We start from the raw sequence: 13,328 nt of genomic DNA, 5'->3' as shown, positions 1-13,328 counted from the left end.
TCGCGGACGAACCGTCAGCCGTCGGCGAGCAGCAGGCGGTCGTCGGAGTCGAAGCAGGTGTGGGTCCCGGTGTGGCAGGCCGGCCCGGTCTGGTCGACGCGCAGCAGCACGGTGTCGCCGTCGCAGTCGATCCGCACCTCGCGCACGTGCTGGACGTGCCCCGAGGTCTCGCCCTTGGCCCACAGCTCCTGCCTGCTGCGCGACCAGTAGGTGGCGCGGCGCGTGGTCAGTGTGGCTTCCAGGGCCTCGTCGTTCATCCACGCCATCATCAGCACGTCGGACGTCGAGTGTTCCACGACGACCGCGGCGATCAGGCCGTCGGAATTGCGCTTCAGGCGCGCCGACAGCGCGGGGTCGAGACTCACGCGTCAGCTCCCAGCAGAAACCGCTTCAGCGGCATCGAGTTCAACAGGACCACGGCGTAGATGTACCCGGCGAAGAGCACGCCGGAGACGAGCTTTATCCAGACCAGCTCCGCCGCGAGCAGAAGAAAAGCCTGCAACAGCGCGAAGACGACGGCCACGGCGAACCCGCCGTAGCGCGAAAAGGGCATCTTCAACGCGATCCCCGTGACGACGACGCCACCGAGGATCAGCGCGGTCACCGGGAGCAGGAAACTGCGCGGCGACGAGTTCGGGGCGAACATCAGGACGAGTACCTCGGCGATCCAGGCCAGTGCCAGCCCGACCAGCAGGTACGCGGTGATCTTGACCTCGGCCGGGGCCTTCCAGGATTTCGGGATCACCGGACCACGACCCCACCGGCGCGCAAGGAGTCCTTGACGTCGCCGATCTTCAGCTGCCCGAAGTGGAACACGCTGGCCGCGAGCACCGCGTCCGCCCCGGCCCGCACCGCGGGCAGGAAGTGCTCGGCCGCGCCCGCGCCGCCGCTGGCGATCACCGGTACCCGGACGGCCGCGCGGACCAGCTCGATCAGTTCCAGATCGAAGCCGTTCTTGGTGCCGTCGGCGTCCATCGAGTTGAGCAGGATCTCCCCGACGCCCAGTTCCTCACCGCGCGCGGCCCACTCGACCGCGTCGATGCCGGTACCGCGGCGGCCACCGTGCGTGGTGACCTCGAAACCGGACGCGGTCGGCTCGCCGCCCTCGGGCACGCGCCGCGCGTCCACCGACAGCACGACGCACTGCGCGCCGAACCGCCGCGAAGCCTCGCGGAGCATCTCCGGGCGGGCGATCGCGGCTGTGTTGATGCTCACCTTGTCCGCGCCGGTCCGCAGCAGCCGGTTGACGTCGTCGTTGGTCCGCACGCCGCCGCCGACGGTGAGCGGGATGAACACCTGCTCGGCGGTACGGCGCACCACCTCGAAGGTGGTCTCCCGATCCCCCGAGGACGCCGTGACGTCGAGAAACGTGAGCTCGTCGGCCCCTTCGGCGTCGTAGCGGGCGGCCAGTTCCACCGGGTCCCCCGCGTCGCGCAGACCGGCGAAGTTGACGCCCTTCACCACGCGTCCCGCGTCGACATCGAGACACGGGATGACCCTCACCGCCACAGACATACCGTCAGCGTAGTCATCGGCGGCCGGACGAATCGCGGGCGGGATGCATCAGAACGGGGTGCTCGCGCGTCTGTAGTTCGGACGACCCATGGCGGAGAGGAAAACCGTGCCCGCGAGCTTCGACGAGTTCGTCGCGGACCGCCTGGACGGGCTCCTGCGTTACGCGACGGTGCTGACCGACGACCCGGACCTCGCGCAGGACATCGTGCAGGAGGTGCTGCTGCGCGCGCAGCAGCGCTGGTCCACGATCGACTCGCCGCCGACCTACGTGCGGCGCATGGTGACCAACGAGTACCTGTCGTGGCGGCGCCGCGCGGTACGCCGGAGCGTCCCGTCCGCGCCCGAGGTGCTCGACGCGCTCGGCCCGCCGGTCTCCGACCACGCCGACGCCTACGACGAACGCGACGAGATGCTGGCGCGGCTGGCCGAACTGCCCCGCAAGCAACGCGCCGCGCTGGTCCTGCGGTACTACGAGAACTACTCCGACGCCGAGATCGCGGAGGTACTGCGCTGCCGGGCCTCGACCGTGCGCAGCCAGATCTCCCGCGCGCTGGCCACCCTCCGCGCATCCGTCTCCCCGCGCCCCGCCGCACTCACCACCGGAGCCTGCGAATGACCTCGCCCCGCGAGCTCAGCGAGCTCGAAACCGAAACCCTGCTGCGGGAAAGCCTCGATCACCTGGCCACCCGCGCCCCCGACGGCGACGAGGTCCGCAACGCGCTGGCCAGGGCCGTCCAGGCCCGGCCGCGCCGCCGCCGGTCGCGGCTGGCGCTGGCCGGGGCGACCGCCGCCGTGATCGCCATCGTCGCCGGGATCCCGCTGGTCGCGAGGGGCGCGTTCGACGCCGACCCGGCGGCGACGCCCGCCTCCTCGCCCACCACCGACCGGCCGCTGCTCCAGTACGCCCCCGGCTGGCTGCCGGACGGGTTCACCGAGCAGTACCGCGCCGCGGGCCCGGGAATCACCCCGCAGGTCCGGCGCTGGGCCGCCGGGCCCGCCGAGGTCGTGCTCTCCGCGTACTCGACCGACGACCCGGAGTGGTCGCAGACGAAGCTGCGGATCGCGGCGCTGCGCGACCAGGTCATCGTGCGCGGCCGGGTCGGCATGGTCACCGGCGATTCCGGGACCGCCGCGACGTTGACCTGGATGGCCGACGACTACCACGTGCTGACCGCGAAGATCGCCGGTGTCCCCGAGGCACGCCGGGTCGCCGAGCGGATCGCGGATTCGGTGCGCGGCGGCGGGGCGGTGCTCGTGCGCGGCGAGGCCCGCCTCGGCCCGCTGCCCGCCGGGCTGCGCGAACAGTCCACTGTGGTCCAGGGGAACACCCCGGCGGCGGGCACCACGGAACTCACCGCCACCGGGCCGGCCGGGACGGCACTGCGGGTCGGCGTCGGGCCGGGCTCGCCGGGGCTCGGCGGCGGCACGGCGGTGCCGGTACGGGGCACCGACGGGCGGTACGTGCCGCCGCGCCAGGGCGACGACGCGCTGGTCGCCGTCCGCCTCCCCTCCGGGCGATGGCTGACGGTGACCGGCAGGCAGTCCAGGGAAACGCTCACCGCGGTGGCGGACGCCGTGGTGCTCGACCCGGCGCCCGACTACCGCTGGCTCGGCTCCTGAGCCTTCGTCAGTCCGATGTGGACTCTCACCAGCCGATCGAGGGGAACCAGATCACCCCGGCCCGCCCGAGCGCGCGTACGTCCCAGTAGAGCAGCGTGAACGTGCCCGCGACGAGCAGCGCGGCACCGGTGACGACCGCGACGCGGGTGGGTTTCGCGGTCAGCCAGCGCCGGACGCGGCCCCCGGTGGCGTGGGTGAGCACCAGGAACAGAACCGCCATGACCACGATGTTGCCCACCGACTGCAGCGCGAACGCGGCGGCGCCGTAAAGCACGTTGTGGCTTTCCGCCGCGTCACGGAACATGATCCGGAACAGCGGGTACGGCCGCCCGACGAGGAATCCGCCGATCAGCGCGCCCATGACGACCAGCGGCGCGGCGGGGAACCGGCGGCTCAGCGCGCCGAGCGGGTCACCGACGACACCGAGCGAGGCGAGGCCGAGCACGATGAACGCGAGCCCGATCACCCCGAACACGATCATCGACTGGAGACCGCGGGCGGACAGGCCGCCGGACTGCGCGGTGGAGAACTGCGGCATCCGCGTGCCCACCAGCGCGACGACCACGCCGTAGGTCACCGACACGACGAGCATCCCGGTGGCGATCCAGCCCAGCGGTTTCAGCGTCGTGAGGAACCGGCGTTTCCGGCTGGCTGCCTGTCCGCCCACCAGCGGCGCGACGGCGCCGAACGCGGCGATGTTGCACGCGGTGAACGAACCGGCCAGCCCGGAAACAAACGCGAAGAGCGTCCCGGCCAGCACTCCGCTGATCGGCGTCGCCTTCGCGTCGTGCCCGAGGAGCGTGTCGGCGACGTTGTCGCCGATCACCTTGTCCACGAACGGCGCGGACCACAGCACCGTCAGGACGAGCCCGGCCAGCACGGCCAGGACGACCACCCGGGCCCGCCGGGCCGGGTAGGGCCCCGCGACGAACGAGGCCGAGGGGGAAGGGGGCGGAACGTGTTCGGTGACGGACATGGATCCTCCCAGCGTCACGGGGACACACCAGAAGAAATCCTCACAGCGCGACACGGTGTCCCGCGTCTTCCGGACGGCCCATGCGTTCGTCATCCCGCTGCTCCGTCCGCGCGGGGCTACCGTGTCCACATGGGATCGGAACTCAGCCGCCTCGCCGCCGAGAAGTACGTCGTCGTCACCACCTTCCGCCGCGACGGGCGGGCCGTGCCGACGCCGGTGTGGGCCGCCGGGCTCGGCGGTGAGCTGGTGCTGTGGTCCGAACGCGAGGCGGGCAAGGTCAAGCGCGTCCGCGCCGGCGGCCGCGTCACCGTGCAGGCATGCGACTTCCGGGGCGCGCGGACACACGGCGCGGTGGTGGACGGCCGGGCCCGGCTGCTCGGCGACGAGGACACCGAGCGGACGCGCGCGGCCATCGCCCGCAAGTACGGGCTGGTCGGCCGGGTGACGATGTTCTTCAGCCGCCTGCGCGGCGGGACCCGGCGCACGATCGGCATCGCGATCGCGCTCGACGAGCCGGGCGACTGACCGAAGCTCAGAGCGCGGCGACGGCCGCCAGCGCCTCGGGCAGCGTGAACGCGCCCGCGTACAGCGCCTTGCCGACGATCGAGCCCTCGACCCCGTCGCGCGAGAGCGCGGCGAGCGCCCGCAGATCGTCCACACTGGACACTCCGCCGGACGCGATCACCGGCGCGTCGGTGCGCGCGGTCACCTCGCGCAGCAGCTCCAGGTTCGGCCCGCGCAGCGTGCCGTCCTTGCTGACGTCGGTGACCACGTAACGCGACGCGCCGTCGTGGTCGAGGCGGTCGAGGACCTCCCACAGATCGCCGCCGTCCGACGTCCAGCCACGCGCGGAAAGCCGGTGCCCCGCCTCGGTGATCCGCACGTCGAGGCCGATCGCGACCCGGTCGCCGTACTCGCCGATGACCCGGGTGGTCCAGTCGGGATCCTCCAGCGCCGCGGTGCCGAGATTGACGCGCCGGGCGCCGGTGGCGAGCGCGGCCTTGATCGACTCGTCGTCCCGGATCCCGCCGGACAGCTCGACCTGGACGTCGAGCCTGCCGACGACCTCCGCGAGCAGCTCGCGGTTGCTGCCCTTGCCGAACGCGGCGTCGAGGTCGACCAGGTGGATCCACTCGGCGCCGTCGCGCTGCCAGGCGAGCGCGGCCTCCAGGGGGCTGCCGTAGGAGGTCTCGGTACCGGCCTCGCCCTGGACGAGTCGCACGGCCTGGCCATCGGCCACATCAACAGCGGGAAGCAGCGTGAAAGTCACGCGGTCACTCTAAGGCGCCGCCCCGGCGCGCGCGTCTCGGGGCCGGAGCCCGCTACAGCGTTCCGAGCCAGTTCCGCAGCAGGTGGGCCCCGGCGTCCCCGGACTTCTCCGGGTGGAACTGGGTGGCCCACAACGGCCCGTTCTCGACCGCGGCCACGAACTCCTCGCCGTGGTGCGACCAGGTCACCTGGGGCTGCTGCCCGGCGAGGCCGGAGTCCAGCTCCCACTTCCGCACGCCGTAGGAGTGCACGAAGTAGAACCGCTCCTCCGGGTCCAGCCCGGCGAACAGGCGCGAGTCCGCCGGCGCGCGCACGGTGTTCCAGCCCATGTGCGGCAGGACGTCGGCGTGCAGCCGCTCGACCGTGCCGGGCCACTCGCCGGTGCCCTCGGTCTCCTCGCCGTGCTCGACGCCGCGGGCGAACAGGATCTGCATCCCGACGCAGATGCCCAGCACCGGGCGGCCGCCGGCGAGCCGCTTGCCGATGACCCGGTGCCCGGCGACGTCCAGCAGGCCCTTCATGCACGCGGAGAAGGCGCCGACACCCGGCACCACCAGGCCGTCGGCCTCGACCGCGGCGCGCGGGTCCGCGGTGACCTCGACGTCGGCGCCCGCCCGCCGCACGGCGCGCTCGGCGGAGCGGAGGTTGCCGGAACCGTAGTCAAGAATCACGACAGAAGGCACGGGCCCAGCGTAGACGGGACGTGCACGACCGGTGAAAAAGGATGTGCGCGGGCCAGGTTTGACCGGCGGACAATACGGGTACTCACCCATCCGTGTGTGGCGCCTGGACCCAGCGCCCCCTGAGCCGCCGGGAGAGGCGATGTCCGAGACCGATCCACTGGCCCGGCTGTTCCAGGCCTGGCGGGACGACATCGACAGCGTCCCGTTTCCGCAGCTCGCCGAGCTGCCGATCCCGCCGCAGCAGCGCAGGACGGACCGGGCACCCCGGCGCCGGCCCACCTTTCGGGGACGACGAGTGACGAACGCCACGCGGGGGCCCGTCGGCTGACTGTGGTTTCCTGCGAGGATCGTCCGCGAGCCCCGAGGAGCACTCCACATGGCCACCAGTCCGGACCCGCACGACTTCCTCGATCTCGACGCGGGACTCACCGGGGAGGAACGCGCGATCCGGGACGCGGTACGCGCCTTCGCCGCCGACCGGCTGGCCCCGCGCGTCGCGGACTGGTACGAGTCCGGATCGCTGCCCGCGGCGGAGCTGGCGAAGGGGTTCGGCGAGCTGGGCCTGCTCGGCATGCACCTGGAGGGCTACGGCTGCGCGGGGACCAGCGCGGTCGCCTACGGGATCGCCTGCCGGGAGCTGGAGGCGGTCGACTCCGGGCTGCGCAGTTTCGTTTCGGTGCAGGGTTCGCTGGCGATGTACGCGATCCACCGCTGGGGCAGCGAGGAACACCGTGCCGAGTGGCTGCCGCGGCTGGCCTCCGGCGAGGCGCTCGGGTGTTTCGGGCTCACCGAGCCGGACGCGGGGAGTGACCCGGGCAGCATGCGCACCCGCGCCGTGCGGGACGGCTCGGACTGGGTGCTGCACGGCACCAAGATGTGGATCACCAACGGCACCGTGGCCGACGTCGCGGTCGTGTGGGCCCGCACCGACGACGGGATCCGCGGCTTCGTCGTCCCGACCGGCACTCCCGGTTTCACCGCCAACGAGGTCAAGCACAAACTCTCGCTGCGCGCGTCGCTGACCGCGGAACTCGTGCTGGACGGCGTGCGGCTGCCGGACTCCGCGGCGTTCCCGGAGGTTCGCGGGCTGCGCGGCCCGCTGTCGTGTCTCAACGAAGCGCGTTACGGCATTCTCTTCGGCGTCGTGGGCGCGGCCCGCGCGTGCTACGAAGCGGCGCTGGAGTACACCCTTTCCCGCGAGCAGTTCGGCAAGCCGCTGGCCGGGTTCCAGCTCACCCAGCGCAAGCTCGCCGACCTGCTCGTCGAGGTCAACCGGGCCGGTCTGGTGGCGGCGCAGATCGGCAGGCTCAAGGACGCCGGGACCCTGCACCACAACCACGTCAGCTTCGGGAAGATGGCCAACGTCCGCGCCGCGCTGGAGGTCGCCCGCACCGCGCGCTCGATGCTGGGCGCGAACGGGATTTCCCTGGAGTACCCGGTGATGCGGCATATGGCGAACCTCGAAACCGTGCTCACCTACGAAGGCACCGAAGAGATGCACGCGCTTTCGCTCGGGCAGTCGGTCACCGGGCTCGCCGCCTTCCGCTGATCCGGAACTGTCGGTGCCCACGGCTACCGTCGCGGGCATGGACGACTTCCTCGCCTTCCAGCAGGTCCTGGAGCTGCGCCGGTACACCACCGTGCCCGGCCGCCGGGACGATCTCGTCACGCTCTTCGAACGCGAGTTCGTGGAGCCGCAGGAGGCCGTGGGCGCGCGGCTGTTCGGTCAGTTCACCGAGCCCGCCGATCCCGGGAAGTTCGTGTGGCTACGCGGTTTCCGCGACATGGACTCCCGCCGCGCCGCGCTGGAGGCGTTCTACACCGGGCCGGTGTGGGCGCGGCACCGGGAGACCGCGAACGCCACGATGACCGACTCCTCGGACGTCCTGCTGCTGCGCCCGGCGGGCCCCGGTTTCCCGGCGCCCGGCGAGCCACGGCCACCGAAGGGCGCCGGAACGCGCCCGTCCTCGCGGCTGGTGGTCACGGTCTGCCATCCGGCGCAGCCCGGATTCGCCGGGTTCTTCGCCGAGACGGTGGGGCCTGTGCTGGCCGAGGCGGGCGGAGCGCCGCTCGCGTGCTTCGAGACCGAACCCGCGGAGAACACCTTCCCCCGCCTGCCCGTCCGCGAGGAAACGGTGTTCGTGTGGTTCACCCGTTTCACGGACGAGGCGGCCGTCTCCGCGTTCGAGGCGGCGCTGGACGCGTTGCCCCCGTGGGGAAAGGAGGTTCTGCCACAACTGAATACGCGGCTTTCCCGAACGCCGCAACGGCTCGTGCTCGCGCCGGCACCGCGTTCGCTACTGCGCTGACTCGGCCTGGCTCTCCGGGCGCCACACGTACCGGATGTCCGGCTCGTGTTCCTCGTTGCCGCTGCCGTCGGTGTGCTCGGCGGCGAGAAACCCGTGCCGTTCGTAGAACCGCCGGGCGGGCCCGTTGACCTGGAAGGTCCACAGCTCCAGTCCGGCAGGGCGGCGTTGTTTCGCCAGCGCGACGAACCGGTCGCCGAGCCCGCGTCCGCGCCACCGCGGCTCCAGGTACAGCTGGCTGAGCTGGTTTTCGGTGAGCACCAGCAGCCCGGCGATCTCGCCGCCGACGTCCGCGACCCAGGTCTCCCGCGCCGGGATGACGACGTCGCGGAAGTAGGCGCGGACCTCGTCGTCGGTACGGGGGCGGCGGACGGCCGGCAGCGCGGCCGCGAACGACCGCAGCCAGAGGTCGGCCACCGCGCGGGCGTCGGGAGCGGCCGCGCGGCGGAGCACGGGTTCGGCTTGGCACACAACGGGACACGGTGGCAGAGCCGGGCCGCCCGCGCATCCGGATTTCCGTGGCACGCCATCGGTGTTCTTCGCGGGACACCCGCACCCGGCCGACTGCGCGAAGGTGAGCCCGTACCGCCTCAGTGGTCCAGGAACTCCTTGACGGACAAGGCGATCGAATCCGCGTCGAGACCGTGCACGAGGTCGTGGTCCCCCACTTCCCCGTAGATCCGGACCTCGGTGTCCCGCAGCACGCCCAGCGCCAGGATCCGGTGCGGTGTCGCGGAAAGCGCGTCGGCGACCCGCGCGGTGGACGTCCCGGCGAGATAGGGCTCGACGAGCACGACGTCGGTGGAACCCGTGGCCGTCACGGCCGTACGCAGGCCGTCCGCGTCGAACGGGCGCACGGTGGCCGTGTAGAGCACCGTGACGTCGAGACCCTCGGTCGCGGCGAGAACGCGATCGAGCATCGGGCCGACCGCGAGGACGACCCCGCGCGTCCCGAGCCGCAGGGTCTGGAGCCCCGCGCCGAGATGGGGTTCGGCGTTCTCCTGCGCGGAAAGCCGGACATACACCCGGCAGTCGCCGGGCACGGCCTCCAGCAGCAGCCGCCGGGCCTCCTCCGGATGCCCCGGCACGTGCACGGCCCAGCCGGGCAGCGAGTCGATCAGCGCGACGTCGCCGGGCGACTGGTGCGTGCGGCCTTCGGCGGGCATGTCGTAGGAGCCGCCGTAGGACACGAGCACCGCGCCGACGTCCTGGTGCCCGAGGTCGAGCTTGATCTGCTCGAAGGCCCGTTCCACCAGGAACGGCGAGAACGTGTGCACGATCGGACGGATCCCGGCGAGCGCGAGCCCGGCGCCCGCGCTGACCAGCAGCTGCTCCCGGATGCCGACGTTCAGCACCCGGCCGGGGTGCCGCAGCGCCGCCGAGCCCAGCTGGGCCGCGGTGATGTCGGCGAGCACGACGGCGACGTCCGGATCGGTGTCGAGGATGTCCTCGGTGGTGCTCACGAAGGTGTCACGCATGGTGGGCATCGGTCAGCCTTTCGGTTCGCCGGTCGTTTTCTGTTCCACGGTCGCGACCACGGCGAGCGGCCGGTCCGGGTGCGGAGCGGTGAAGGCCTCGTACAGCGCCTCGTGGTCGCGGCCGGAAACCGTGCGGGTTTCCCAGCCCTCGACCGCGAACCGCCGCGCGATGCCGCCCGGCCAGCCATGGGTGGCCGAGGAGTTGTCGACGACGACAGTGGTCAGCTGCTCCAGCCCGAGCCGCCCGGCGAGCGCGATGGCTTCGTGGTTCGAGCCCTCGTCGAGCTCGGCGTCGCCCACCAGCGTCACCACCTTGGCGTCGCCGAACCCCCGGATCCGCAGGCCCAGCACGGTGCCGACGGCGATGGGCAGGCCGTGCCCGAGCGAACCGCTGGAGATCTCCACCCCCGGCGCGCGGCGGCGGTCGGGGTGGTGTCCCAGCCGGGAACGGGCCGAGGACCAGTCGGCGAGCTCGGACTCGTCGAGAAAGCCCTTCGCGGTGAGCACGGCGTAGTAGGCCATCGGCCCGTGTCCCTTGGACAGCAGGAACCGGTCCCGGCCCGGCTCGCGGAAGGTTTCCGGCGTGATGTCGAGGACACGGTCGTAGAGCACCCACAGTACGTCCACTGTGGACTCGGCGGCCGCCTGGTGCTTGTCGTCTCCGGTCATCAGCGCGATCAGCCTCGGCAGATCCGCCCGACCCGGCAGTGTCGCGGTGGTCATGAAGCCACGATGCAACCTCGACTAAACTCGAAGTCAAGGATAGCCTGACCCGGTGACGAGGTTAGCCGAGCATCTGAGCATCGGACAGGTGGCCGAACGTAGCGGCGTTCCCCACACCGCACTGCGGTTCTACGAGGAGAAGGGGCTGATCAGCTCCGAGCGGTCGGCGGGCAACCAGCGCCGCTACGCGCGCTCGGTGCTGCGGCGGATCGCGTTCATCCGCGCCGCGCAACGGGTCGGCCTGAGCCTGGAGGACATCAGCGAGGCACTGGCCTCGCTGCCCACCGACCACGCGCCGACCAAGGCGGACTGGGCCAGGGTCTCCCGGGAATGGCAGCACGAGCTCGACGCGCGGATCGACGCGCTGCAACGGCTGCGCGACCGGCTCACCGGCTGCGTCGGCTGCGGTTGCCTTTCGCTGCGCAGCTGCGGGCTCTACAACGCCGAGGACCAGCTCTCCCGGTTCGGCCCCGGCGCGAGCAAACTGCGCCCCGCGACCGAGGGTGGCCTCTGAATCCGGTTGCCCGGCACCACATCGGTGTGGGTCACTAGTGCGGTCATGAACGAAAAACGCAGGATCCGGGCCTCGAAACGGCTCGCGCTCCATCTCCGGCACGATCCCGCACGCATCGGCATCACCCTGGACACCGGCGGCTGGGTCGGGATCGACACCCTGCTCGCCGCGCTGGCCGCGCACGGCTTCCGGCTCAGCCGGGCCGAACTCGACGAGGTCGTCCGGACCAACGACAAGCGCCGCTTCGCCTACGACGAGAGTGGCACGCGGATCCGGGCCAGCCAGGGCCACAGCGTCAAGGTCGACCTGGCGCTGCCCGTCGCGGAGCCGCCCGCCGTGCTCTACCACGGCACGGTCGGCCGGTTCCTGCCCGCGATCCTCACCGAGGGACTGCGCCCGATGAACCGGCACGCGGTACACCTGTCGGCCACCCGCGCCACCGCGGCGAAGGTCGGCGCGCGGCGGGGCGCCCCCGTGCTGCTGCGGGTCGACGCGGCGGCCATGGCCGCCGCCGGGCACGAGTTCCAGGTGAGCGCGAACGGCGTCTGGCTCACCGCCGCCGTGCCGCCGGAGTTCCTCCAGCCACTGGCGGCGGACCCTTCCTGAGAAGCCTTCCTCAGGAAGTTCACCGTCGCTTCTCAGCCGCTTCTACGGGGTTTCTCAGGTTCGGGCCCGACCGTGTGAGCATGGCCGAAAACACGCCACCCCAGGGCGAGCAGCACCCCCAGCCGCAGCAGCCGCACGAGCAGCCGGCGCCGGAGACCCCGCAGCCGCCGCCGGCGGCGCCGCAGGCCGCCCAGACACCGCAGACTCCGCAGGCCCCGCAGAACCCCCAGAGCCCCCAGGGGCACGCGTGGTGGCAGCAGAGCGTGCCGCCCGCCCAGCCCCCGCACGAGGGCACGCCCCCGCAGGGCATGGGCCCCTCGCCCTACACCGTGCCGCTCGGCGCGCCCGCCCCCGCCGGCCCCCGTGCCAAGCGCCGGGTGTCGATGCCGATCGTCGCGACGGCGATCATCGCCGGGCTGATCGGCGGCGGCGCCGCGCTGGGTGGCGCGGCGCTGTTCTCGGACAAGACCCCGCCCGTGCTCACCTCCGAGGCGCCGTCGGCGGCGAACGTCAGCTCGAAGCCGGGTTCGGTCGAGTACGCCGCCGAGGTCGCCATGAAGTCCACAGTGGACATCAAGGTGGCGACGGGACAGGGCACCGCGACCGGCACCGGGATCATCCTCACCCAGGACGGGTACGTGCTGACCAACAACCACGTGGTCTCCGGCGCGGGCCGGAGCGGTCAGATCCAGGTCAGCACCCCGGACGGCAAGAAGCTGGCGGCGAAGGTCACCGGCACCGCGCCCTCCTACGACCTCGCGGTGATCAAGCTGGACGGCGCGAGCGGTCTCACCCCGGCGAAGATCGGCCAGTCGAGCACGCTGAAGGTCGGCCAGCCGGTGGCCGCCATCGGCAGCCCCGAGCAGCTGTCCAACACCGTGACCTCCGGCATCGTCAGCGCGCTGTCCCGCACGGTGACCGCGAGCGACGACAACGGCGGCCAGGTGATCGTCTACAACGGACTCCAGACCGACGCGCCGATCAACCCCGGCAACTCGGGCGGCCCGCTGGTGAACATGGACGGCCAGGTCGTCGGCGTGAACTCGGCCGTGGACACCGGGCAGAAGTCCCAGGGCGGCCTGCAGTCCTTCGGGCTCGGCTTCTCCATCCCCATCGACACCGCCAAGCGCGTCGCGAACGAGCTGATGCAGAGCGGCAAGGCCACCAAACCGGTCCTCGGCGTGACCGGCACCCTCGGCTCGCAGCGCCAGTCGGCGAGCGGCGCACCGCTCGCGGACGTCCAGCAGGGCGGCGCGGCCGCGGCCGCGGGCATCAAGCCGGGCGACACGGTCACCAAGCTCGACAACACCGCGCTCAACTCGTACGCGGATCTGCAGGCCGAGGTGCTCAAGCACACGCCGGGCCAGCAGGTGCCGATCACGGTCAAGCACGCCGACGGCTCCGAGCAGACCATGACCGTCACGCTCGGCAGCACCACCGACACCCAGCAGACCACGATCACCCCGCAGCAGAGCCCGTTCGGCAACGGCTTCGGCGGAAACTGACCGTCCGACCCCCTGGGTACGCGAGCCGACCCGCTGGGTACGCGAGTTCGCCGTTCCGGCACCGACCGCCCGGACACCCGGGCGGTCGGTTCGCGTACCCGCACGGTCGGTTCGTGTGCCCAGACGGTCGGCT

18 protein-coding genes are annotated in these 13,328 nt (G+C 72.1%); 9 read left to right on the top strand and 9 right to left on the bottom strand.

The annotated features are described in order from the left end of the window. Nucleotides 1-14: 14 nt before the first annotated feature. The 3 genes from hisI to hisF are packed head-to-tail and all read right to left on the bottom strand — an operon-like array spanning nucleotide 15 to nucleotide 1,515. A complete protein-coding gene (hisI, locus tag ABD987_RS33800; RefSeq protein WP_345403580.1) occupies nucleotides 15-365 on the bottom strand; it encodes a phosphoribosyl-AMP cyclohydrolase in 351 nt (116 codons plus the stop codon). Continuing rightward, nucleotides 362-745, bottom strand: a complete 384-nt coding sequence (locus tag ABD987_RS33795) for a hypothetical protein (RefSeq protein ID WP_345403577.1) — start codon at nucleotides 743-745, stop codon at nucleotides 362-364. Before ABD987_RS33795 ends, hisI begins: the two co-directional genes overlap by 4 nt. Next, nucleotides 742-1,515 (bottom strand): imidazole glycerol phosphate synthase subunit HisF, encoded by a 774-nt coding sequence (gene hisF, locus ABD987_RS33790; protein WP_345403574.1) that lies wholly within the window; start codon nucleotides 1,513-1,515, stop codon nucleotides 742-744. The genes ABD987_RS33795 and hisF overlap by 4 nt, the downstream gene beginning before the upstream one ends. An 88-nt stretch (nucleotides 1,516-1,603) precedes the next feature. Here hisF and ABD987_RS33785 point away from each other — a divergent pair, with 88 nt between their 5' ends. Continuing rightward, the gene (locus ABD987_RS33785; protein ID WP_345403571.1) at nucleotides 1,604-2,131 is read left to right on the top strand and encodes an RNA polymerase sigma factor; all 528 of its coding nucleotides are present in this window, start codon (nucleotides 1,604-1,606) and stop codon (nucleotides 2,129-2,131) included. Beyond that, nucleotides 2,128-3,135 carry a hypothetical protein gene (locus ABD987_RS33780; protein ID WP_345403568.1) on the top strand — a complete coding sequence of 336 codons (1,008 nt, stop codon included), beginning with the start codon at nucleotides 2,128-2,130 and terminating at the stop codon, nucleotides 3,133-3,135. Before ABD987_RS33785 ends, ABD987_RS33780 begins: the two co-directional genes overlap by 4 nt. A 25-nt stretch (nucleotides 3,136-3,160) precedes the next feature. On the opposite strand, the gene ABD987_RS33775 is transcribed toward ABD987_RS33780, so the two are convergent. Next, nucleotides 3,161-4,111: a hypothetical protein gene (locus ABD987_RS33775; RefSeq protein WP_345403565.1), complete on the bottom strand. Its 951-nt coding sequence runs from the start codon at nucleotides 4,109-4,111 to the stop codon at nucleotides 3,161-3,163. A gap of 129 nt (nucleotides 4,112-4,240) precedes the next feature. Here ABD987_RS33775 and ABD987_RS33770 point away from each other — a divergent pair, with 129 nt between their 5' ends. Next, nucleotides 4,241-4,636: a PPOX class F420-dependent oxidoreductase gene (locus ABD987_RS33770; protein WP_345403562.1), complete on the top strand. Its 396-nt coding sequence runs from the start codon at nucleotides 4,241-4,243 to the stop codon at nucleotides 4,634-4,636. 7 nt (nucleotides 4,637-4,643) lie between these two features. Here the strand turns inward: ABD987_RS33770 and priA are convergent, their stop codons facing one another. Together priA and hisH are read right to left on the bottom strand one after the other, a co-directional pair. Then, nucleotides 4,644-5,381: a bifunctional 1-(5-phosphoribosyl)-5-((5-phosphoribosylamino)methylideneamino)imidazole-4-carboxamide isomerase/phosphoribosylanthranilate isomerase PriA gene (gene priA, locus ABD987_RS33765; protein ID WP_345403559.1), complete on the bottom strand. Its 738-nt coding sequence runs from the start codon at nucleotides 5,379-5,381 to the stop codon at nucleotides 4,644-4,646. 52 nt (nucleotides 5,382-5,433) lie between these two features. Continuing rightward, a complete protein-coding gene (gene hisH / locus ABD987_RS33760) occupies nucleotides 5,434-6,063 on the bottom strand; it encodes an imidazole glycerol phosphate synthase subunit HisH (RefSeq protein ID WP_345403557.1) in 630 nt (209 codons plus the stop codon). A gap of 139 nt (nucleotides 6,064-6,202) precedes the next feature. On the opposite strand from hisH, the gene ABD987_RS33755 reads away from it, so the two are divergent. Genes ABD987_RS33755 through ABD987_RS33745 form a run of 3 tightly spaced genes read left to right on the top strand, consistent with a single transcriptional unit; the run spans nucleotide 6,203 to nucleotide 8,372 of the window. After that, the gene (locus tag ABD987_RS33755) at nucleotides 6,203-6,391 is read left to right on the top strand and encodes a hypothetical protein (protein WP_345403554.1); all 189 of its coding nucleotides are present in this window, start codon (nucleotides 6,203-6,205) and stop codon (nucleotides 6,389-6,391) included. A gap of 48 nt (nucleotides 6,392-6,439) precedes the next feature. Then, nucleotides 6,440-7,612: an acyl-CoA dehydrogenase family protein gene (locus ABD987_RS33750; RefSeq protein ID WP_345403551.1), complete on the top strand. Its 1,173-nt coding sequence runs from the start codon at nucleotides 6,440-6,442 to the stop codon at nucleotides 7,610-7,612. Between the two features lie 37 nt (nucleotides 7,613-7,649). After that, nucleotides 7,650-8,372, top strand: coding sequence for an NIPSNAP family protein (locus ABD987_RS33745; RefSeq protein ID WP_345403548.1), 723 nt, complete (start codon nucleotides 7,650-7,652; stop codon nucleotides 8,370-8,372). Here the strand turns inward: ABD987_RS33745 and ABD987_RS33740 are convergent. The 3 genes from ABD987_RS33740 to ABD987_RS33730 all read right to left on the bottom strand — a co-directional run bounded on the left by ABD987_RS33740 (nucleotide 8,361) and on the right by ABD987_RS33730 (nucleotide 10,570). Then, complete coding sequence (locus tag ABD987_RS33740) at nucleotides 8,361-8,840, bottom strand: GNAT family N-acetyltransferase (protein ID WP_345403545.1); 480 nt, start codon at nucleotides 8,838-8,840, stop codon at nucleotides 8,361-8,363. The two genes, ABD987_RS33745 and ABD987_RS33740, sit on opposite strands and share 12 nt — an antisense overlap. A gap of 119 nt (nucleotides 8,841-8,959) precedes the next feature. Beyond that, entirely contained in the window at nucleotides 8,960-9,856 is an 897-nt protein-coding gene (locus ABD987_RS33735) for a transketolase family protein (RefSeq protein ID WP_345403542.1), read from the bottom strand. Between the two features lie 3 nt (nucleotides 9,857-9,859). Further along, a complete protein-coding gene (locus tag ABD987_RS33730) occupies nucleotides 9,860-10,570 on the bottom strand; it encodes a thiamine pyrophosphate-dependent enzyme (RefSeq protein ID WP_345403539.1) in 711 nt (236 codons plus the stop codon). Nucleotides 10,571-10,622: 52 nt separating this feature from the next. Here ABD987_RS33730 and soxR point away from each other — a divergent pair, with 52 nt between their 5' ends. The 3 genes from soxR to ABD987_RS33715 all read left to right on the top strand — a co-directional run bounded on the left by soxR (nucleotide 10,623) and on the right by ABD987_RS33715 (nucleotide 13,195). Beyond that, nucleotides 10,623-11,084: a redox-sensitive transcriptional activator SoxR gene (soxR, locus tag ABD987_RS33725; protein WP_345403537.1), complete on the top strand. Its 462-nt coding sequence runs from the start codon at nucleotides 10,623-10,625 to the stop codon at nucleotides 11,082-11,084. A 45-nt stretch (nucleotides 11,085-11,129) separates the two neighbouring features. Next, nucleotides 11,130-11,690 carry an RNA 2'-phosphotransferase gene (locus ABD987_RS33720; protein ID WP_345403534.1) on the top strand — a complete coding sequence of 187 codons (561 nt, stop codon included), beginning with the start codon at nucleotides 11,130-11,132 and terminating at the stop codon, nucleotides 11,688-11,690. A gap of 80 nt (nucleotides 11,691-11,770) precedes the next feature. After that, nucleotides 11,771-13,195 carry a S1C family serine protease gene (locus tag ABD987_RS33715; protein WP_345403531.1) on the top strand — a complete coding sequence of 475 codons (1,425 nt, stop codon included), beginning with the start codon at nucleotides 11,771-11,773 and terminating at the stop codon, nucleotides 13,193-13,195. Nucleotides 13,196-13,328: the final 133 nt, after the last annotated feature.

The organism is Amycolatopsis samaneae, from assembly GCF_039541975.1.
GTDB classification, from domain to species: Bacteria; Actinomycetota; Actinomycetes; order Mycobacteriales; family Pseudonocardiaceae; genus Amycolatopsis; species Amycolatopsis samaneae.
The sequence above is the reverse complement of the archived record's forward strand: the minus strand, read 5'-3'. Positions and strand labels throughout refer to the sequence as shown.